This is a genomic window from Streptomyces sp. NRRL WC-3626, from assembly GCF_000718785.1.
In the GTDB taxonomy this organism is placed as follows: Bacteria; Actinomycetota; Actinomycetes; order Streptomycetales; family Streptomycetaceae; genus Streptomyces; species Streptomyces edwardsiae.
The window spans coordinates 266,180-285,436 of sequence record NZ_JOCA01000003.1 but is presented as its reverse complement, the minus strand read 5'-3'; the positions used below and the strand labels follow the sequence as shown (position 1 = coordinate 285,436).

Annotated in this window: 19 protein-coding genes; 7 read left to right on the top strand and 12 right to left on the bottom strand. The window is 68.9% G+C overall.

The features are described 5' to 3' along the window. Positions 1 to 10: 10 nt before the first annotated feature. Positions 11 to 640, bottom strand: a complete 630-nt coding sequence (locus IF28_RS0106960; RefSeq protein WP_030215495.1) for an HAD family hydrolase — start codon at positions 638 to 640, stop codon at positions 11 to 13. 197 nt (positions 641 to 837) lie between these two features. Between IF28_RS0106960 and IF28_RS0106955 the strand changes: the two genes are divergently transcribed. Next, the gene (locus IF28_RS0106955) at positions 838 to 1,707 is read left to right on the top strand and encodes a GNAT family N-acetyltransferase (protein ID WP_030215491.1); all 870 of its coding nucleotides are present in this window, start codon (positions 838 to 840) and stop codon (positions 1,705 to 1,707) included. Between the two features lie 70 nt (positions 1,708 to 1,777). On the opposite strand, the gene IF28_RS0106950 is transcribed toward IF28_RS0106955, so the two are convergent. Continuing rightward, entirely contained in the window at positions 1,778 to 2,200 is a 423-nt protein-coding gene (locus IF28_RS0106950) for a GlcG/HbpS family heme-binding protein (RefSeq protein WP_030215488.1), read from the bottom strand. Positions 2,201 to 2,290: 90 nt separating this feature from the next. Then, positions 2,291 to 3,499, bottom strand: a complete 1,209-nt coding sequence (locus IF28_RS0106945) for an MFS transporter (RefSeq protein ID WP_030215485.1) — start codon at positions 3,497 to 3,499, stop codon at positions 2,291 to 2,293. Between the two features lie 142 nt (positions 3,500 to 3,641). On the opposite strand from IF28_RS0106945, the gene IF28_RS0106940 reads away from it, so the two are divergent. Continuing rightward, entirely contained in the window at positions 3,642 to 4,106 is a 465-nt protein-coding gene (locus IF28_RS0106940; RefSeq protein ID WP_030215483.1) for a MarR family winged helix-turn-helix transcriptional regulator, read from the top strand. A gap of 9 nt (positions 4,107 to 4,115) precedes the next feature. After that, positions 4,116 to 4,568, top strand: coding sequence for a GNAT family N-acetyltransferase (locus IF28_RS0106935; RefSeq protein WP_030215482.1), 453 nt, complete (start codon positions 4,116 to 4,118; stop codon positions 4,566 to 4,568). Between the two features lie 67 nt (positions 4,569 to 4,635). On the opposite strand, the gene IF28_RS0106930 is transcribed toward IF28_RS0106935, so the two are convergent. From IF28_RS0106930 to dnaB, 3 genes are read right to left on the bottom strand one after another with little or no spacing between them, the layout of a single operon-like run. Then, positions 4,636 to 6,021, bottom strand: a complete 1,386-nt coding sequence (locus tag IF28_RS0106930) for a serine hydrolase domain-containing protein (protein WP_030215481.1) — start codon at positions 6,019 to 6,021, stop codon at positions 4,636 to 4,638. A gap of 37 nt (positions 6,022 to 6,058) precedes the next feature. After that, the gene (locus IF28_RS0106925; protein ID WP_030215480.1) at positions 6,059 to 6,493 is read right to left on the bottom strand and encodes a VOC family protein; all 435 of its coding nucleotides are present in this window, start codon (positions 6,491 to 6,493) and stop codon (positions 6,059 to 6,061) included. A gap of 48 nt (positions 6,494 to 6,541) precedes the next feature. Then, the gene (gene dnaB, locus IF28_RS0106920) at positions 6,542 to 8,020 is read right to left on the bottom strand and encodes a replicative DNA helicase (RefSeq protein ID WP_030215479.1); all 1,479 of its coding nucleotides are present in this window, start codon (positions 8,018 to 8,020) and stop codon (positions 6,542 to 6,544) included. A gap of 460 nt (positions 8,021 to 8,480) precedes the next feature. Between dnaB and IF28_RS0106915 the strand changes: the two genes are divergently transcribed. Continuing rightward, positions 8,481 to 9,818, top strand: coding sequence for an MATE family efflux transporter (locus tag IF28_RS0106915; protein WP_030215477.1), 1,338 nt, complete (start codon positions 8,481 to 8,483; stop codon positions 9,816 to 9,818). Between the two features lie 83 nt (positions 9,819 to 9,901). Here the strand turns inward: IF28_RS0106915 and rplI are convergent, their stop codons facing one another. From rplI to rpsF, 4 genes are all read right to left on the bottom strand, one after another. Further along, positions 9,902 to 10,348 carry a 50S ribosomal protein L9 gene (rplI, locus tag IF28_RS0106910; protein ID WP_030215475.1) on the bottom strand — a complete coding sequence of 149 codons (447 nt, stop codon included), beginning with the start codon at positions 10,346 to 10,348 and terminating at the stop codon, positions 9,902 to 9,904. A gap of 18 nt (positions 10,349 to 10,366) precedes the next feature. Next, entirely contained in the window at positions 10,367 to 10,603 is a 237-nt protein-coding gene (gene rpsR / locus IF28_RS0106905; protein ID WP_003949403.1) for a 30S ribosomal protein S18, read from the bottom strand. A 42-nt stretch (positions 10,604 to 10,645) separates the two neighbouring features. Beyond that, complete coding sequence (locus IF28_RS0106900; RefSeq protein WP_030215471.1) at positions 10,646 to 11,239, bottom strand: single-stranded DNA-binding protein; 594 nt, start codon at positions 11,237 to 11,239, stop codon at positions 10,646 to 10,648. A 76-nt stretch (positions 11,240 to 11,315) separates the two neighbouring features. After that, positions 11,316 to 11,606 carry a 30S ribosomal protein S6 gene (rpsF, locus tag IF28_RS0106895; protein WP_030215468.1) on the bottom strand — a complete coding sequence of 97 codons (291 nt, stop codon included), beginning with the start codon at positions 11,604 to 11,606 and terminating at the stop codon, positions 11,316 to 11,318. Between the two features lie 318 nt (positions 11,607 to 11,924). On the opposite strand from rpsF, the gene IF28_RS0106890 reads away from it, so the two are divergent. From IF28_RS0106890 to IF28_RS0106880, 3 genes are all read left to right on the top strand, one after another. Then, entirely contained in the window at positions 11,925 to 12,233 is a 309-nt protein-coding gene (locus tag IF28_RS0106890) for a hypothetical protein (protein ID WP_030215465.1), read from the top strand. Positions 12,234 to 12,402: 169 nt separating this feature from the next. After that, positions 12,403 to 13,524, top strand: a complete 1,122-nt coding sequence (gene femX / locus IF28_RS0106885; RefSeq protein WP_030215462.1) for a peptidoglycan bridge formation glycyltransferase FemX — start codon at positions 12,403 to 12,405, stop codon at positions 13,522 to 13,524. Positions 13,525 to 13,607: 83 nt separating this feature from the next. Then, the gene (locus IF28_RS0106880) at positions 13,608 to 14,639 is read left to right on the top strand and encodes an alanine racemase (RefSeq protein WP_030215460.1); all 1,032 of its coding nucleotides are present in this window, start codon (positions 13,608 to 13,610) and stop codon (positions 14,637 to 14,639) included. A 95-nt stretch (positions 14,640 to 14,734) separates the two neighbouring features. Here the strand turns inward: IF28_RS0106880 and IF28_RS0106875 are convergent, their stop codons facing one another. Beyond that, positions 14,735 to 16,243, bottom strand: a complete 1,509-nt coding sequence (locus IF28_RS0106875; protein ID WP_030215457.1) for a glycosyltransferase family 87 protein — start codon at positions 16,241 to 16,243, stop codon at positions 14,735 to 14,737. 98 nt (positions 16,244 to 16,341) lie between these two features. Continuing rightward, entirely contained in the window at positions 16,342 to 18,957 is a 2,616-nt protein-coding gene (locus tag IF28_RS0106870) for a transglycosylase domain-containing protein (RefSeq protein ID WP_030215454.1), read from the bottom strand. Positions 18,958 to 19,257: the final 300 nt, after the last annotated feature.

Below are 19,257 nucleotides of genomic sequence, written 5' to 3'. Positions count from 1 at the left end.
GGTCCGGCCGCTATGCGGCTCGCACCAGTTCGTAGGCTTCCCAGAGGTCCCGCCCCGTATAGGAGTGGGTCGCGAGACCGGTCAGATGCCGGTCCGCGTTGACCGCGACGGAAACCGGCACCGCGCCGAACAGGTCCTTGTCCGACATCGAGTCGCCATAGGCGACACAGTCCGCGCGGGTCACCCCGAACTCCGCGCACAAACGGTCGGCGATCCCCACTTTGGCCGCCGCACTGAGAACGCCCGCCGGGTCCACGGGCTCCGTGAACGGCACGGCGGGAAAGCGTGAGCCGTAGGCCGCGTGAGCGCCCCAGCCGGTGAGCCGCTCCACGAAGAACGACGGCGACAGGGAGACCACGGCGCAGTGGTCTCCCCTGCGCGTGAGCTCCGCCCAGACGTCGCGGATTCGGGCCAGCCAGGGCGCCGCCTCGAACGCGGCCGCCACATGGGCCTCCGTGAGACCCGCCCAGAGCGTGTGCACCTGGACGGCGTACTCCGGCGGCCCGATCAGACCAGCCGAGATCGCCCGGTCGAGGGCGATCGCCTCAGCCTCCAGCCCCAGTTGCCGCGAGATCTCCACGGGTGCCGAACTTCCATGGAGCAGCGTGCCGTCGAGATCGAAGAGATGAAGCCTCGCCATGAGCGATGAGGTTAGCGAGCCCCGCTCACCGCGTCTCCCGGCGGGAGGCTCCGGCCACGCACCGTTCGCACATGTTTCACGTGAAACATGTGCACCCGTCTCCACGTGCCGCCGCCGGTCGCGGGATGGCCAAAAGGTCGCACGAGTCTCCCGAAACAGGTGGACGCAGAAGCTCCCCGTCGGACAGCCTGACCTGCGTGCCGACACCTTCCCTTGCCTCTCTGCCCATCCGCCGTCTGACGCTCCGCGATCTCACCGCATGTGCCGACTTGTCCGAGGACCGGGGGTGGCCACGGGAGGAGCACAAGTGGGGCCTCCTCCTTGCAGCCGGGAAGGGTTACGGCATCGACGATCCCGAGGGTGGTCTGGTCGCCGCCTGCGTCGTCACCGAGTACGGGCCGCGGGAGCGGCCGGCCCTCGCGGCCATCGGCATGGTTCTGGTCGCCGCACGGCACGCCCGCCGGGGTGTGGGGCGCCGCCTGATGCGTCACATCGTCTCCGCGATGGGCACCACCCCCCTCACCCTGCACGCGACCCCCTTCGGCCGGCCGCTCTACGAGGAGCTCGGCTTCAAGGTCACCGGCCGTGCGGAGATGCTGCGGGGCCGGTTCGTGCCCGCGGGATACCGGCCGGGGGCTGTCACCACCCGGGCTGCGACCGGGGAGGACCTCCCCGCCATCGTCCGGCTCGACGAGGACGTGTTCGGCGCCGATCGCACGCACATCGTCACGCGCCTGCCCGCCTTCTCCGATCAGTTGCGGGTCGCCGAGGAGGACGGGCGGATCACCGGGTACGCGGCCGCCTGGCCCAACATGGACACCCATGTCGTGGGCCCGCTGATCGCGCGTGACACCGCGACGGCCCAGGCGCTGCTCGCCTCCCTCGCCGCCGGCACCGGCCGGCCGCTGCGCACCGACATCGACGTGCGGCACGGGGAACTGCTGAACTGGGCCAAGGACCACGGGCTGGCCTCCGTCGCGTCGAACGCGGTCATGACATACGGGATCACCGAACTGCCCGGCGACTGGAGCCGACGGTTCGCTCCGGTGACGGTCGCCGCGACCTGACACCCCGCGCACGAAGACGCCGGACCCGGAGCTTCGGGGCCGGCGTCGTCGCGTCCGGTGGGCGCCGCCGTCAGGCGAGGGTCTCCACGGCGGCCGTGGCGAACCCGTGGTCCTGCTCGGGGGCACCGCCGCCGACACCGATCGCGCCGATCAGCCTGCCGTCACGGCGGACGGGCACGCCCCCGGCGATGAACAGCAGCGGCCGGTCGAGTGCGGTGGGCAGGGTGTGGAAGGGGCCCCCGGGCTGCACGGCGTCCACGAGGTCGGCGGTGGGCGCGTTCAGCTGGAGCGCGGTGTACGCCTTGCGGGTGCTGGTCTCACCGGAGATCAGCACGGCGCGGTCGTCCCTGCGGAAGGCGAGCAGGTGCCCTCCGGCGTCGAGGACGGTGACGCTGACCGTGACGCCGGCCGCCTCGGCGGCCTTCCCTGCGGCGGCGATCAGGGCTTCGGCGTCCGCGGTGGAGAGCGGGGCGACGGCGGTGGTGGTGCTCATGAGGTGGTTCTCCTTGTGGTCGGGAGCGGAGTCGGGGGAATCGGTGGGTACGGGGACGGCCCTGGCCCCGCTCCCGTCGGTCGGGGGTGGTCAGCTGGAGACGGCGGCCGGCCGCTCGGCGGGCACGGAGCCGGTGGCCAGGAGGGCGGGCGCGGTGTCGCGGCGTTCCAGAGCGGCCGAGACGAAGGCCAGCATCAGGGCGCTCGCGGCGAGGACGGCACCGACCCAGTTGGGTGCGGTGTAGCCGAGGCCGGCCCCGATCACCATGCCGCCGAGCCAGGCGGCCAGCGCGTTGCCGAGGTTGAAGGCGCCGATGTTCAGGGCCGAGGCCAGGGTGGGGGCGCCGTGTGCCTGGTCGAGGACCCGCTTCTGCAGCGGCGGCACGGTGGCGAAGCCCAGGGCGCCGATGAGCACGATGGTGACGGCGGCGGCGACCTTGTTGTGCGCGGTCAGGGTGAAGAGGGCGAGGACGACGGCGAGGGCACCCAGGGAGAGGTACAGCATGGGCATCAGGGCGCGGTCCGCGTACCTGCCGCCGATGAGGTTGCCGCCGACCATGCCCAGGCCGAAGAGAACCAGCAGCCAGGTGACGGAGCCGTCGGCGAAGCCGGTGACGTGCGTCATCATCGGCGCGATGTAGGTGATGGCCGCGAAGACGCCACCGAACCCGAGGACGGTCATCGCCATGGCGAGAAGGACCTGGACGTTCTTCAGAGCGGCCAGTTCATGGCGCAGCCGTACGCCCTCGGCCTTGGGCATGTCGGGGACGAGCGCGGCGACACCGGCCAGTCCGACGACGCCCAGGGCGGCGACGATGCCGAAGGTGACGCGCCAGCCGACAGACTGGCCGACGAGCGTGCCGAGCGGAACACCGACGACGTTGGCGACGGTCAGGCCGGTGAACATCAGGGCGATGGCTCCGGCCTTCTTGTCCGGGGCCACCAGATCGGCCGCGACGACCGAGCCGATACCGAAGAAGGCGCCGTGGGCCAGTGAGGCGACCACGCGTCCGGTCAGCATGAGACCGAAGGTCGGGGCCAGTGCGGAGAGCAGGTTTCCGACGACGAACAGTCCCATCAGCACCATCAGCATCCGCTTGCGGGAGACCTTGGTGCCGAGCACGGTCATCAACGGGGCACCGAGCACGACGCCCAGCGCATAGCCGGTCACCAGGTAGCCGGCCGTGGGGATGGAGACACCGAAATCACCCGCGACCTCGGGCAGCAAACCCATGATCACGAATTCCGTGGTTCCGATCCCGAAGGCCCCGATCGCGAGGGCCAGAAGCGCGAGAGGCATGGGGGACAGACCTTCCCAGAAGATTGCAGGAGCGCTTTACGTGCCACCACATTAGTTGCATGCGCGGGTTACTTGCAAACGCGGTCTATTGCGGTCGTGCTCTACCCTGGTGTCAGCAGCTCCTGGACGGAGGAAAAGGCCCATGACAGCCACGGATCCCGCGCTCACCGCCCTTGCCCAGGGCTGGTGCGCACTCTCCCTGCTGCACGGGAGGATCGAGGCCCACACCGAGCGCGCCCTTCAGTCCGGGCACGACCTGAGCGTGCGGGAGTACTCCCTTCTCGACGTACTGAGCCGGCAGCACGACGGCGAGGGGGGCCATCTGCAGATGAAGCAGGTCGCCGACGCGGTCGTGCTCAGCCAGAGCGCCACCACCCGACTGGTCACCCGGCTCGAGGACCGCGGGCTGCTGGAGCGGTACCTGTGCCCCACCGACCGCCGGGGCATCTACACCAACGTCACCGAGGCCGGTCTCCAGCTCCTGGACGAGGCACGGCCCACCAATGACACCGCCCTGCGCGAGGCCCTCGACGCGGCGGCGGAGAACCCCGACCTCGCTCCCCTGGTCCGGGCGGTGGAGACGCTGAAGGCGCCGGTGCCCGCGTAGGGTGCCGCCATGACGGATCTGCAGATACGGGCCGCGGTCGCCGACGACGTCCCCGCCATCGTCGGCATGCTCGCGGACGATCCCCTGGGCGCCCAGCGCGAATCGCCCGACGACCTCGGCCCGTACCTGACCGCTCTGAAGCGGCTCAGCGCCGACCCGAACCAGCATCTGGTCGTGGCGGTCCGCGACGGCCGTGTCATCGGCACGCTGCAGCTCACGATCGTTCCCGGGCTCTCCCGTCGCGGCGCCACCCGGTCGATCATCGAAGCGGTCCGCATCCACACGGACGAACGCGGCGGCGGCCTGGGGAGCCGGCTCATCGAGTGGGCGATCGACGAGTCCCGCCGCGAGGGCTGCCAACTGGTCCAGCTGACCTCCGACACGACCCGCACCGATGCCCATCGCTTCTACGAGCGGCTCGGCTTCACGGCCTCTCATCTGGGCTTCAAACTGCCGCTGTGACCCAACGACCAGGGTCCTGTTTCACGTGAAACAGGACCCCGTGCTCACTCCCTGACCCAAGCGGGATCTAGCCGACACCCCGCCATCCCGCCGGGTCCACCCCGCCCGGCACCGGAGCCGCCTCGTCGTACGGCTGACGCGTGAACACGAACGAACCCAGGTCCAGGTGGCTCAACGACCCGTCCGGCCGCCGTACGGGCTTCAACGACTCTCCGGCGTAGTAGCCCTCCAGGCCCACCCAGGTGCCGTCCCCCTCCGGCCGGAAGCGCGAGCGTCGGCCGTTGCCGGACAAGGGCTCCAGCGAGACGAGACCATCGGCCGAGAGCCGGAGCACGAAGGCGGACGTCCCCCAGTACCACTGGCCCACCAACTCCAGTACCGCCGGTTCCACCTCGCGCAACGGCTTCCAGGGCGCCGGGAGACGCGGCTCCGCCTCGGCGACGATCCGGACGAGATCGGCGGCCACCGTGAACGGCGCGGGGCCGGAGGTGCAGTTGGCCAGGACCACCGCGCTCACATCGTCCACCAGGCTGATCGTGAGGCAGGCGAGGAACCCCGGAAGCGATCCCGTGTGCCCCACGAGGGCGCGTCCGTGCTGATGACGGAGCTCCATCCCCAGGCAGTACGCATAGCCGCTCGCCACGTCCGCCGCCTCGACCGGCGCCGCCGGCGTCCTCATCTCCCGCAACGACCCGGCATTCAGCACCCGGTCGTCCCCCTCGGCCAGAAAGGCCGCGAAGCGCGCCAGGTCACCCGACGTCGACCACAGTTGTCCGGCGGGCGCCATCACCCCGAGATCCTCCAGGGGCTCGGGCAGCATCACGTCGGCCCATGGATGCACCGCCCAGCCACCCGCGTGCGGCGCCTGCGCGCGCACGGTCGTACGACGCAGTCCCAGAGGTTCGAGTACCTCGCGCCGGAGCACCTCTTCCCACGGCGCCCCGCGCAGCTTCTCGACCAGGGCGCCAAGCAACGCGTATCCGGGATTCGAGTAGTGGAAGCGCCGCCCGGCAGGGTGTGCCGACGGCCGCTCGCCCAGTACGTCGGCCAGACCGGGGCGCAGGGAGCCGGGGGTCCGCTCCCACCAGGGGCCGGGCGTCTCGGCGGCCAGTCCGCCGCTGTGCGCCAGCAGTTCGGCGAGGGTCGCCTCCCCCACACCCGTGCCCGGCACATGCTTCTCCAGCGGGTCGGCGAGATCGAGCACCCCTTCGTCACGCAGCCGGAGCACCAGAACGGCCGTGAAGGTCTTGGTGATCGAGCCGATCCGGTACTGCACGTTCTCGTCCGGAGCATGGCCCTCCACCGAGGTCCGGGCCCCCGTCCACACGGCTTTGCCGCCTCGCACCACGGTCGCGACGAGCGACGGCGCCCGCCCTTCGCTCTGGGCGAGGGCGATCCGGTGCAGCAAGGCCCGCCGTGTGCCGGGCAGCAGTTCGTCCTGAGGTGTCGTCATGCCCCCAGTTCACCAGGAACCGAGGCTCGTCCCCCCGTCAGTCGAGGCAGAACTCGTTGCCCTCGACGTCCCGCATCACGACGCACGACTCGTTGAAGCCGTCGGCACGCAGCACTCGTACGCGTTCGGCGCCGAGCGCGACCAGTCGCGCGCATTCGGCCTCCAGTGCGGCGAGGCGCTCCTCACCCACGAGCCCGGTGCCGGCCCTCACGTCGAGATGCACCCGGTTCTTGACGACCTTGTCCTCGGGAACGCGCTGGAAGAACAGCCGCGGACCCGCACCGGTGGGATCCACGCAGGCGAACGCAGACCCCTGACGCTCGGGCGGCAGCGAACGGTCGAACTCGTCCCACGTGTCGAACCCCTTCGGCGGAGGCGGCACGACGTACCCCAGCACCTCGCACCAGAAGCGGGCGACGCGCTCGGGGACAGCACAGTCGAAGGTGATCTGGACCTGCTTGATCGACGCCATCGGTCCACCCTAGTCGCGTGAGCGCTCCACCGGCCCGGAAGACTCCGATCAGGTCTGTGCCATGTCCACGAAGCGCGAGTAGTGCCCCTGGAAGGCGACCGTGATCGTCGCCGTCGGGCCGTTTCGGTGCTTGGCCACGATCAGGTCCGCCTCTCCCGCGCGCGGGGACTCCTTCTCGTAGGCGTCCTCGCGGTGCAGCAGGATCACCATGTCGGCGTCCTGCTCGATGGAGCCGGACTCACGCAGGTCGGAGACCATCGGCTTCTTGTCGGTGCGCTGCTCGGGGCCACGGTTCAGCTGGGAGAGCGCGATCACCGGGAGTTCCAGCTCCTTGGCGAGCAGCTTGAGGTTACGGGACATGTCCGAGACCTCCTGCTGACGGCTCTCGGCGCGCTTGGAACCACCGGACTGCATCAGCTGGAGATAGTCGATGATGACCAGCTTCAGTTCATTGCGCTGCTTCAGGCGGCGGCACTTGGCGCGGATCTCCATCATCGACAGGTTCGGGGAGTCGTCGATGTAGAGCGGTGCCGCCGAGACGTCCGGCATCCGGCGCGCCAGCCGGGTCCAGTCCTCGTCGGTCATCGTGCCGGAGCGCATGTGGTGCAGGGCGACCCGGGCCTCGGCGGACAGCAGGCGCATCGCGATCTCGTTGCGCCCCATCTCGAGCGAGAAAATGACGCTCGGCAGGTTGTTCTTGATGGACGCGGCCCGCGCGAAATCCAGGGCGAGCGTCGACTTGCCCATCGCGGGACGCGCGGCGATGACGATCATCTGTCCCGGGTGCAGGCCGTTGGTGAGCGAGTCGAAGTCGGTGAATCCGGTGGGCACCCCGGTCATCTCACCGCTGCGGGAGCCGATCGCCTCGATCTCGTCGAGCGCCCCCTCCATGATGTCGCCGAGCGGAAGGTAGTCCTCGCTGGTGCGCTGTTCGGTGACCGCGTAGATCTCCGCCTGCGCGCGGTTGACGATCTCGTCGACGTCGTCGTCGGCCGCGTATCCCATCTGTGTGATGCGTGTACCGGCCTCGACCAGGCGCCGCAGCACCGCGCGCTCATGCACGATCTCCGCGTAATACGCCGCGTTGGCCGCCGTGGGTACCGTCTGGACGAGGGTGTGCAGATACGAGGCCCCGCCGACCTTGTTGATCTCGCCGCGCTTGGTCAGCTCCGCGGCGATGGTGATCGGGTCGGCCGGCTCGCCCTTGGCATAGACGTCGAGGATGGCCGTGTAGACGGTCTCGTGGGCCGGCTTGTAGAAGTCGTGGCCCTTGAGGATCTCGACGACATCGGCGATGGCGTCCTTCGACAGCAGCATGCCGCCCAGCACGGACTGCTCGGCCTCCAGATCCTGGGGCGGCACCCTTTCGAACGCGGAACCCCCGCCGTCCCACGTGCCGGTGTCCCTGCCGCGGTCGTGCTGTTCGTCGCGCCCTCCGCCCCGGTCCTCACGGCGACGGGAGGCGGGCAGACGATCACTGGGTCCGCTGTCGGCCCACGGGTCGTCCAAGGGCTCGGAAATGCTCACCGAGCCACCTCCTCCCGTCCGCCGGAACGGACCTCGCCATGCCTCTCTGTTCTACGGCACGGCACTGACAAATAAGACGCCCGGCTCCATTTGGCGCGCGCCGGTTTTGTGGCGTTTCCGAAACCGGCGGACGGAGCGAGCGCCGCACTACCGTAGGCCCGTCGGCACCGTCAGCCAATCTGGTTATCCACAGGCCATGTGGACGACGGGCCCAATGCTGTGGAGAACTCCCCGAAACCTGTGCACGAGCCGGTGGACAGCCTTGTGAAAAAGCTTGCCCCCGTCTCGCAAGCAGGGCATTGACCTGCGGGTTCATCGTCCACCGGCTGTGCAGAAGAAAAAGTTGCCCAGTCGGATCAAGATCGCTTCCCACGGTGTACGCAAGCCCACACCCAGAGCCACAAAGTAAGGGTCTCCAGCCCTTTGCATCTCTTACCTGTGGACGATTAGATTGGTGCACATGACACAGGCCCCCGCGCGGCCCGGAGCCGCGAGACGGCGGCATGACCGCGAGATCGTCATGCTGGCAGTCCCCGCCTTCGGCGCGCTCGTCGCCGAGCCACTCTTCGTCATGGCCGACAGCGCCATCGTCGGCCATCTGGGCACGGCGCAACTGGCCGGTCTCGGCATCGCGTCGGCCCTTCTGATGACCGCCGTGAGCGTCTTCGTGTTCCTGGCCTACGCCACCACGGCCGCCGTCGCCCGACGGGTCGGAGCCGGCGATCTCCCGTCGGCCATCCGGCAGGGCATGGACGGAATCTGGCTGGCGCTTCTGCTCGGCGGCGCCGTCGTGGCCGTCGTCCTTCCCACGGCACCCGTCCTCGTGGACCTCTTCGGCGCCTCCGACACAGCGGCCCCCTACGCGATCACCTATTTGCGGATCTCCACGCTCGGCATACCGGCCATGCTGGTCGTGCTCGCCGCGACCGGTGTCCTCCGCGGACTGCAGAACACCAGGACGCCGCTCTACGTCGCCATCGCCGGCTTCGTCGCCAACGGTGTGCTCAATGTGGCGCTGGTCTACGGCGCCGGCTTCGGGATCGCCGGCTCCGCGTGGGGCACCGTCATCGCCCAGTGCGGCATGGCCGCGGTCTATCTGGTCGTGGTGCTGCGTGGGGCGCGCAGACACGGGGCGTCGCTGCGCCCGGACGCCGCCGGGATCAGGGCCTCGGCCCAGGCCGGCGTTCCCCTGTTGGTCCGTACCCTCTCGCTCCGGGCGATCCTGATGATCGCGACGGCCGTAGCCGCCCGTCTCGGCGACTCCGACATCGCGGCCCACCAGATCATTCTCTCCCTGTGGAGCCTGCTCGCCTTCGCCCTGGACGCCATCGCCATCGCCGGGCAGGCCATCATCGGACGCTATCTGGGCGCCGGCGACGCCCAGGGCGCCCGTGAGGCGTGCCGCCGTATGGTCGAGTGGGGTGTCGCGGTCGGTGTCGTCCTCGGTGGCCTGGTGGTGCTCGCCCGGCCGGTGTTCCTCCCCCTGTTCACCAGCGACGCCACGGTCACGGACGCGGCACTGCCCGCGCTGGTGCTGGTGGCGCTGTCGCAGCCGATCTGCGGCATCGTCTTCGTCCTGGACGGGGTGCTGATGGGTGCCGGTGACGGGCCGTACCTGGCCTGGGCGATGCTGCTGACCCTCGCGGTGTTCACTCCCGTCGCCCTCCTGGTGCCCGCGTTCGGGGGCGGACTCACCGCACTGTGGGCCACGATGACGCTCATGATGACCGTACGCATGCTGACCCTGTGGCTCCGTACCCGCTCCGGCCGCTGGATCGTCACAGGCGCCGCCCGCTGACCGTTTCACGTGAAACACAGCATTGGGGGCCGCACCCCGAAGGGTGCGGCCCCCAATGCTCACTGCTTCCGTGCACGCGGCATTCAGCCGGCGACAACCTCGATGCTGACCTTGGCGGCCACCTCGGGGTGCAGACGCACGGACGTCTCGTGGGCGCCCAGCGTCTTGATCGGCGAGCCCATCTCGATGCGGCGCTTGTCGACCTCGGGGCCACCGGCAGCCTTGATCGCGGAGGCGATGTCGGCCGGCGTGACGGAACCGAAGAGACGACCGGCGTCGCCGGAGCGGACGGCCAGGCGGACCTTGACGCCCTCGAGCTGGGCCTTCACCTGGTTGGCCTGCTCGATGGTCTGGATCTCGTGGATCTTGCGCGCACGACGGATCTGCGCGACGTCCTTCTCGCCACCCTTGGTCCAGCGGATCGCGAGCTTCCGCGGAACCAGGTAGTTGCGAGCGTAACCGTCCTTGACGTCGACGACGTCGCCCGCGGCACCGAGGCCGGAGACCTCGTGGGTGAGGATGATCTTCATGAGTCGGTCACCCTTCCCTTATCGCGCGGTGGAGGTGTAGGGCAGCAGCGCCATCTCACGGCTGTTCTTGACGGCCGTGGCGACGTCACGCTGGTGCTGCGTGCAGTTGCCGGTCACGCGGCGGGCACGGATCTTGCCGCGGTCGGAAATGAACTTCCGCAGCATGTTCGTGTCCTTGTAGTCCACGTACGTGACCTTGTCCTTGCAGAATGCGCAGACCTTCTTCTTAGGCTTGCGCACAGGCGGCTTCGCCATGATGTTTCTCCTGTGTGATCAAGAAGTGTGGTGCGGCCCGCCCTAGAAGGGGGGCTCGTCCGAGTAGCCGCCGCCGCTGTTGCCGCCGGAGCCACCGCCCCAGCCGCCGCCACCCTGGCCGCCCTGCTGGCCGCCGGCGGGAGCGCCGGTCGCCCACGGGTCGTCAGCGGGAGCGCCGCCGCCCTGCTGGCCGCCACCGGGGCCGCCGCCCCAGCCGCCGCCACCCTGGCCGCCTCCGCCACCGCCGCCGTAACCTCCCTGGCCACCGCGGCCGGTGGTCTTGGTGACCTTGGCCGTGGCGCTGCGCAGGCTGGCGCCGACTTCCTCGACGTCCAGCTCGTAGACCGTGCGCTTGACGCCCTCACGGTCCTCGTAGGACCGCTGCTTCAGCCGGCCCTGCACAATGACGCGCATGCCTCGCTGGAGCGACTCGGCGACGTTCTCCGCCGCCTGACGCCAGACCGAGCAGGTCAGGAACAGGCTCTCGCCGTCCTTCCACTCGTTGGTCTGACGGTCGAAGGTGCGGGGAGTCGACGCGACACGGAACTTCGCGACGGCCGCACCGGACGGGGTGAAGCGCAGCTCGGGGTCGTCGACAAGATTGCCGACGACCGTGATGACGGTCTCGCCTGCCATGGGGAACCTCTCGGCGGGTTTGCTGCTGGCTGCTTGTGCTGCTACTCGAGTCCCGGGATCAGCTGAGCGGAAGAGCTCAGTGAGTCTCGGGGCGGAGGACCTTGGTCCGGAGGACCGACTCGTTCAGGTTCATCTGGCGGTCGAGCTCCTTGACGACCGCAGGCTCGGCCTGCAGGTCGATGACCGAGTAGATGCCCTCGGGCTTCTTCTTGATCTCGTACGAGAGACGACGACGGCCCCAGGTGTCGATCTTCTCGACCTTTCCGCCGCCGTCACGGACGACAGAGAGGAAGTTCTCGATCAGTGGGGAGACAGCGCGCTCCTCGACATCGGGGTCGAGGATGACCATCACCTCGTAGTGACGCATGTGGAACCCACCTCCTTTGGACTCAGCGGCCACGGTCGTTCCGTGGCAGGAGGGTCGTGATGCGTTGTGCAACGACGTCTGTCAGTTAAACAGCCGCCACTGACAATCGAAGCCGGGCGGCGGTTTCCCAGACCGGCCGGGACGGACCGTGGCCCTTCCCCGACCTGTGGCTGACTCTGTCCGGACAGACACCGGTGCAGACGGTACAGAGTACCCGCACAGCCCCTTGCGGTTGAAATCCGGCTGTGGGGACAGTCAATCTGTACACATCGGGTGTGTATGGCGCTACGATCCGACGCCCTTCGCAGGAGGTGCCCCATGGCACAGGCATTGCGACCCAACACCGCCGGAGGCCTTTTCGCCACGGACGGCAAGGCCCACCCGCTCCAGGACACCCTCCTCGCGGTGACCCTGGTGCTGGGCATCACGGCCTTCATCACGGCGATGTTCCACCATCTGCACCTGCTCAGCTCCTGGACGGGGCTGGTGGGCATCCTCACCGGTGCGTACGGCCAGTGGATCTCGGTGACGACCCGCGAGCGCTTCGGCCTGATCGTGGGCCTCGGTGCCGCGGCGGTGGGGTTCTTCCTGGGCATGGCGCACGGGGGCCTCTTCGGCGGCCTCTGACCGACGCCGGACACCCCCTTTCCGAACATCGTCGAGCGCCCCGGCCGGCGCAGGGCCGGGGCGAAGGTCCCGTGTGCCCAACCGGGGCGCCCCCAGGGCGCAGTAGGCTTCGCGCGAGAGCCGGAGCCCCTGACCCCATGGGGACACACCAGCCCGAGGAGCGCCCCGAATGAGCCTGACCCTGAGGACCATCAGCCGAGAGCAGCATCTGGCCTACATCCAGAGCCTGCCGTCGGCGAGTCACATGCAGGTCCCGGCCTGGGCTGACGTCAAGGCGGAATGGCGCTCGGAGAACCTCGGCTGGTTCGACGACCGGACCGGTGAGATGGTCGGTGCCGGTCTCGTCCTCTACCGGCAGCTGCCCAAGATCAAGCGCTACCTCGCCTATCTGCCCGAGGGCCCGGTCATCAACTGGTTCGCGCCGAATCTGCAGGAGTGGATCGAGCCGATGCTCGCCCATCTGAAGCAGCAGGGCGCGTTCTCGGTGAAGATGGGTCCGCCGGTGATCATCCGGCGCTGGGAGGCCGCGACCATCAAGAGGGGCATCCAGGACCAGGACGTCAAGCGTCTGCGCGACCTGGAGGCCGACTTCATCGAGCCCCGCGCCTTCGAGGTCGCCGACAAGCTGCGCCGCATGGGCTGGCAGCAGGGTGAGGACGGCGGTGCCGGCTTCGGCGACGTCCAGCCCCGCTACGTCTACCAGGTCCCGCTGGCCAACCGCGCCCTGGAAGAGGTGCACAAGAACTTCAACCAGCTCTGGCGCCGCAACATCAAGAAGGCGGAGAAGGCCGGCGTCGAGGTCGTCCAGGGCGGTTACGAGGATCTGGCCGAGTGGCAGCGGCTGTACGAGATCACGGCGGTGCGCGACCACTTCCGGCCCCGCCCGCTGTCCTACTTCCAGCGCATGTGGTCGGCCCTCAACACCGAGGACCCCAACCGCATGCGGCTGTACTTCGCCCGGCACAACGGCGTGAACCTGTCCGCGGCGACCATGCTGATCGTCGGCGGGCACGTCTGGTACTCCTACGGCGCGTCGGACAACATCGGCCGGGAGGTCCGGCCCTCGAACGCGATGCAGTGGCGGATGCTGCGCGACGCCTACGCGCTCGGCGCCACCGTCTACGACCTGCGCGGCATCTCCGACTCGCTGGACGAGACCGACCACCTCTTCGGCCTGATCCAGTTCAAGGTGGGCACCGGCGGCCAGGCCGCCGAGTACCTCGGCGAGTGGGACTTCCCGCTGAACAAACTGCTCCACAAGGCGCTCGACCTCTACATGTCGCGCCGCTGACCGCTGCTTCGCCGCTCCGGCGGCTCCGTTCGCTCCCATACCTTTGATACACCGCAGCCACGAGAAAGGTTCCAGGTCCGGCCATGGCGCTCACGCTCTACGTCGACACCGCGCGCTGGCGGGCGCATCACAAGCACGTGCAGGAGCAGTTTCCGGGACTGGTCCCGGTCTGCAAGGGCAACGGCTACGGCTTCGGCCACGAGCGCCTCGCCGAGGAGGCGACCCGGCTGGGCTCGGACGTCCTCGCGGTCGGCACGACGTACGAGGCCGCCCGGATCAAGGACTGGTTCGGCGGTGACCTGCTGGTGCTGACGCCCTACCGGCGCGGCGAGGAGCCGGTGCCACTGCCCGACCGGGTCATCCGCTCGGTTTCGTCGGTCGACGGTGTGTACGGCCTGGTCGGCGCCCGGGTGGTCATCGAGGTGATGTCCTCGATGAAGCGGCACGGCATCAGCGAGCAGGACCTGCCCCAGCTGCACTCCGCGATAGAGAACGTCCGGCTGGAGGGCTTCGCCATCCACCTGCCGCTGGACCGCACCGACGGCTCGGACGCCGTCGAGGAGGTCATCGGCTGGATGGACCGTCTGCGGGCGGCCCGTCTCCCGCTGCACACGATGTTCGTGAGTCACCTCAAGGCCGATGAACTCGCCCGGCTGCAGCAGCAGTTCCCGCAGACCCGGTTCCGGGCCCGGATCGGCACCCGGCTCTGGCTGGGTGACCACGAGGCGACCGAGTACCGGGGCGCGGTGCTGGACGTCACCCGCGTCGCCAAGGGGGACCGCTTCGGTTACCGGCAGCAGAAGGCCGCCTCCGACGGCTATCTGGTGGTCGTGGCGGGCGGCACGTCGCACGGTGTGGGCCTGGAGGCCCCGAAGGCCCTGCACGGGGTCATGCCGCGCGCCAAGGGAGTCGCCCGCGCCGGCCTCGCCACGGTCAACCGGAACCTTTCGCCGTTCGTCTGGGGCGGCAAGCAGCGCTGGTTCGCCGAGCCGCCGCATATGCAGGTGTCGATCCTCTTCGTGCCCTCGGACGCGCCCGAACCGCAGGTGGGCGAGGAGCTGGTGGCACATCTCCGCCACACCACCACGCAGTTCGACCGGATCGTCGAACGCTGACGGAACGTCGACACCGACGGAAAGAAGGCCGTACACGGGAGAACCGTGTACGGCCTTCGACGTGCCGGGGCGGCACGCCTCCCAGCTGTGTTCGCTCAGAGCGAACCGCCGGTGGTGCCCGTCCTGCCCCATTCGACCGTCGGCCCCTCGAAGTGGGCCGCGTGCTGCGCCGGACGGGCCGCGGGGCCGAGTACGAACACGTCCTCGGCCCTGTCCAGCACCCCGCCCGAGGGGTCGTCGTCGCCGGACCGGCGCACCGGGTCCCGTTCCGGCATCAGGATGTCCCGCAGGACCATGACACACAGGTAGAGCGTCCCCAGCAGATGCACGCCGATGGCCCAGTGATAGCCGTCGGTGGGCAGTCCCTTGTGGGCGTCCCCGCCGGTCGTGTAGGCGAGGTGCATCCAGATGGCCAGGAAGTACACCACCTCGCAGGCCTGCCAGACGAGGAAGTCCCGCCACTTGGGCCGGGCGAGGACCGCCAGCGGCACCAGCCACAGGACGTACTGCGGCGAATACACCTTGTTGGTGAGGATGAACGCGGCGACGATCAGGAAGGCGAGCTGGGCGAAGCGCGGTCGGCGGGGAGCCATGAGGGCCAGGGCCGCGACACCCGCGCAGCACAGCAGCACCAGCGACGAGGCGAGGGTGTTGACCGTTTCGGTACTCAGCGGGTCGTCCGAGTTCTGCGCCAGGATCAGCCAGAAGGATCCGAAGTCCACGGGTCGCTCCCGGCTGAACGCGTAGAACTTCGACCAGCCGTCGAACGCGAAGAGCATCACGGGCCCGTTGACGACGAACCAGGCGACGGCCGCGCCGCCGAGGGCCGTGCCGTACTCCCGCCATCGTCCCGCGCGCCAGCACAGCGCCAGCAGCGGCACGAGCAGCAGCCCGGGGTAGAACTTGGCGGCCGTGGCGAGCCCGAGGAGCACGCCGAAGGCCAGGGGGCGCTCCCGCGACCACATCAGCATCGCGGCGGCCGTCAGGGCGACCGCCAGCAGGTCCCAGTTGATGGTCGCGGTCAGCGCGAAGGCCGGCGCCAGCGCGACCAGCAGGCCGTCCCACGGCCGCCGCGCGTGCGTCCGGGTCACACAGACGGCGATGACGGCCACGCACGCCATGAGCATCCCGGCATTGGTCATCCAGTACCACTGCTCCTGGTCCTGGATGCTGCCGCTGCCGGGGGTGAGCCAGGCGGCGACCTCCATGAACAGGCCGGTCAGTACGGGGTACTCGAGGTACTCCATGTCCCCGGGAAGCCGATCGAAGTACGGCACCAGTCCGTCGACGAAGCCCCGCCCCTGGTAGAGGTGCGGGATGTCCGAGTAACACGCGTGCGTGTACTGGGACGTGGCGCCGAAGAACCAGCCGCCGTTGTAGCAGGGCGCCTTCTGCACCAGACCGAGGGCGAACATCCCGATCGCCACGAGCGCGATCACCCGCACCGGGGTCCACCAGGACCTCCCGGTCAGAGCACGCCGCCCGAGCGGGCCGCCGATCAGCTCACTGCCGGCCGCGGCGACCCGGTCCTCCTCGGTCGGACGCACCGGATCCGGCTCGTGGACGCTCGCTTGCGTCGATTCTCCACTGGGCATGCCGCACATCCTGCCGTACATGGCTGGGGAAATGCCGAGGGCCGCCGCACCCGCGGGTGCGGCGGCCCGTGTTTCACGTGAAACACCCAATCCGGGCGATACGGCGGCTAACCGAAGATGCCCCCGTTGTTTCCGTTCCCTCTGCTGGTCCCTGGGTCACCGCTCTCCGTCGGATCGGGGGAGCTGGTCGCCCCTCCGTCCGTCCCGCCGGCGTCCGTACCGCCGGCGTCCGAGCCGCCCGTGTCGTCCTCGTCGTCATCGCACCTGAAGTCGAGCGGCCGGCACGTGCTGGTCTCCGTGGGCGGAGCCGGGACGGTCTCGGTCTCCGTGGGCGACGGAGGTGCCGAAGGAGTCTCCTCCTTCTCTTCCTCGGTCTCCGTGACGGTCGGAGTCGGGGACGGTGCGCCGATCCCGTCCGCGATCTCGCCGATCTTCTCGGCCTCGGGGAATCCGGGGTCGTCCTGGCCCTTCAGCGCGGCCTTCATGTACTCGGTCCAGATCTCCGTCGGGATGTCACCACCGTGGATGGAGTCCTTGCCCGCCGTGCCGTTCATGGAGAGCAGCTTGTGGCTCTTGGGGTCCTCACGGAACATCGCGACCGAGGTCGACAACTGCTGGGTGTAGCCGACCCACCAGGCGGACTTGTTCTCGTCCGTCGTACCCGTCTTTCCGGCGGCCCTACGCCCCAGGTCCTTGGCGTGGTAGCCGGTACCGTTCTCGATCACGTTCTCGAGAGTGGCGGTGACGTTGTGTGCGACGTTCTCCGGCATTCCCAGCTTGACCCGCGGCTTCTCGAAGCCGGGCAGCTCCGAACCCTTGTGCTTGACGGCGGTCACCGAGTACGGGTCGGCCTGCTTGCCGGATGCCGCGAAGGTCGCGTAGGCGTCGGCCATGCGGATGGCGCTGGGGGTCGACGTACCCAGGGCGAACGACGCGTTGAGGCCTGCGAGGCTGTCCTTGAGGATGCCGGACTTCTCGGCGACGCTCGCCACGTTCCTCATCCCCACGTCCATGCCGAGCTGCACGAAGGGTGTGTTGACGGACTGCTCCATCGCCTTGTGCAGGGTGATGTAACCCCAGGGGTAGTCGCTCTCGTTCTCCTGGAAGAAGGGCGTGTTGTCCTTCTTGAGGACGTAGGAGCCGTCGTTGTTCCTGATCTTCAGATGGTCGTCACCGTTGTACTTGCTCTGCGGTGAGACACCTTCGCCATTGGTCTTGTACGTGCCGTGTTCCATCGCGGCGGCCAGCACGAACGGCTTCCACGTCGAACCGACGGGGATACCCGAGGTGTCCGCGTTGTTGTTGAAGTGGTCGTTCTCGAAACCGGCACCGCCGTAGAGGGCGACGATCGCACCGTCGTTGGGCTTCACCGACGCCGCGCCGAACTGGACGTGCTGGTCCAGCTCGCGCTTGGGGTCGATGTTCTCCTTCTCGACCTTCTTGACGGCCTTGGCCAGAGCGTCGACCTTGCTCTTCTCGAAGGTCGTGTAGATCTGGTAGCCGCCCTGGTCGAACTGCGCCTCGCTGATGTCGGAGTTCTTCAGCACATAGCGCTTCGCCGTGTCGACGAGATAGCTGACCTGGCCGGTCATGCCCTTGGTCGCCTTACGGCCCTGGGGCTCGGGGTACTTCTTGATCGCTTCCTGGTACTTGGCGTCCGAGAGGTGCTCGTCCGCGTGCATCTGCTCCAGGATCCAGCCCCAGCGCTCCTCGGACCGCTCACGGTTCTTCTCAGGGGTGGCGGTGGAGTCGAGGCTCTGGTTGCCGGCGGGGTCGTAGTACGTCGGACCCTTGAGCAGGGCGGCCAGGAAGGCGCACTCGCTGGGCGAGAGCTTGACCGCGTCCTTGCCGTAGTACGTCTGGGCGGCGGCCTGGATGCCGTAGGCGCCACGGCCGTAGTACGAGGTGTTCAGGTAGCCCTGGAGGATGTCCTGCTTGGAGAGCTTGGTGCCCACCTTGATCGAGATGAACATCTCCTTGAACTTCCGGGAGACCGTCTGCTCCTGGGTCAGGTAGGTGTTCTTCACGAACTGCTGGGTGATCGTCGAACCACCCTGCGTGTCCCCGCCCGTGGCCATGTTGCCGAGCGCCCGGGCGATACCCATGGGGTCGATGCCCGAGTCGTCGTAGAAGCTCTTGTTCTCGGCCGAGATCACCGCCCACTGCATGGCTTCGGGGATCCGGTCGATCGTGACGTTCTGACGGTTCTGGCCGCTGCCGGTGGCGACCATCTGGGTCCCGTCTTCCCAGTAGTAGACGTTGTTCTCGGACCGCGCCAGGGCGTTCTCCTCGCTGGGCACGCTCACCATGGCGTACCCGATGCCCGCCACGGCGACCAGGCTGCCGAAGAACCCGATGCACAGCCCGGAGACGAGCTTCCAGGACGGCGTCCAGCGGCGCCAGCCGTCCTTGCCATAGCGCGGATAGTCGATCATCCGCTTTCTGTCGGGAGGGGCTGCGCGCCCCCCGCCCCGGCCGGGGCCCGCGGCGCCGGCCCGGCGTCCCCCGCCTCTCTGTACCGCGCGGCGCGCCTCGGCACGGCTGCCGTACGTACGGTCCTCGCCCCCTGAACCGCGGGATTCCGACCCATGGGAATCGGACGCAGACCCGGTGGCGCCTCGCGGTGCCGCGCGGCGGCCGGAGGACGAACCGGACTGGCCGCGTCGGGCCGCGGCACGTCCGCCTCCCTGCGGCTGCGGCGGTTTGCGACGGTGCTCGCTCATCGAACGACTACTCCTCGGGCAGGCGCACCCTTGCGCGCCTGGAAACGGCGGCTGGTTTCCGGTCCCCCCGAAGTACGGATGCGGCGCTTCCCGCATTCACCCGTACTGCACCAGGGACCATGACGTCCCCCAGACGTCACTCGGTTCCCGGTGGTGTGCATGGCGCACAGACTACGCACCGCCAAAACCCGCCGAGCACAGAAGTTCAGCTCAAATCAGGCAACTTGCTCACGATGAGCCGGCGATGTGACCCCGTTCACTCTTCCCCCTCTTGTCGCGCGCGGAAGGCCGTTCTATCGT

Bases quoted from the DNA above. Each gene is read 5' to 3' on its own strand.
- IF28_RS0106940 (WP_030215483.1), top strand. From the start codon at position 3,642: ATGACAGCCACGGATCCCGCGCTCACCGCCCTTGCCCAGGGCTGGTGC.
- IF28_RS0106870 (WP_030215454.1), bottom strand. From the start codon at position 18,957: ATGAGCGAGCACCGTCGCAAACCGCCGCAGCCGCAGGGAGGCGGACGT.
- IF28_RS0106890 (WP_030215465.1), top strand. From the start codon at position 11,925: ATGGCACAGGCATTGCGACCCAACACCGCCGGAGGCCTTTTCGCCACG.
- IF28_RS0106960 (WP_030215495.1), bottom strand. From the start codon at position 640: ATGGCGAGGCTTCATCTCTTCGATCTCGACGGCACGCTGCTCCATGGA.
- rplI (WP_030215475.1), bottom strand. From the start codon at position 10,348: ATGAAGATCATCCTCACCCACGAGGTCTCCGGCCTCGGTGCCGCGGGC.
- IF28_RS0106875 (WP_030215457.1), bottom strand. From the start codon at position 16,243: ATGTGCGGCATGCCCAGTGGAGAATCGACGCAAGCGAGCGTCCACGAG.
- rpsF (WP_030215468.1), bottom strand. From the start codon at position 11,606: ATGCGTCACTACGAGGTGATGGTCATCCTCGACCCCGATGTCGAGGAG.
- IF28_RS0106935 (WP_030215482.1), top strand. From the start codon at position 4,116: ATGACGGATCTGCAGATACGGGCCGCGGTCGCCGACGACGTCCCCGCC.
- IF28_RS0106915 (WP_030215477.1), top strand. From the start codon at position 8,481: ATGACACAGGCCCCCGCGCGGCCCGGAGCCGCGAGACGGCGGCATGAC.
- IF28_RS0106925 (WP_030215480.1), bottom strand. From the start codon at position 6,493: ATGGCGTCGATCAAGCAGGTCCAGATCACCTTCGACTGTGCTGTCCCC.
- IF28_RS0106880 (WP_030215460.1), top strand. From the start codon at position 13,608: ATGGCGCTCACGCTCTACGTCGACACCGCGCGCTGGCGGGCGCATCAC.
- IF28_RS0106950 (WP_030215488.1), bottom strand. From the start codon at position 2,200: ATGAGCACCACCACCGCCGTCGCCCCGCTCTCCACCGCGGACGCCGAA.
- IF28_RS0106945 (WP_030215485.1), bottom strand. From the start codon at position 3,499: ATGCCTCTCGCGCTTCTGGCCCTCGCGATCGGGGCCTTCGGGATCGGA.
- IF28_RS0106900 (WP_030215471.1), bottom strand. From the start codon at position 11,239: ATGGCAGGCGAGACCGTCATCACGGTCGTCGGCAATCTTGTCGACGAC.
- IF28_RS0106930 (WP_030215481.1), bottom strand. From the start codon at position 6,021: ATGACGACACCTCAGGACGAACTGCTGCCCGGCACACGGCGGGCCTTG.
- rpsR (WP_003949403.1), bottom strand. From the start codon at position 10,603: ATGGCGAAGCCGCCTGTGCGCAAGCCTAAGAAGAAGGTCTGCGCATTC.
- femX (WP_030215462.1), top strand. From the start codon at position 12,403: ATGAGCCTGACCCTGAGGACCATCAGCCGAGAGCAGCATCTGGCCTAC.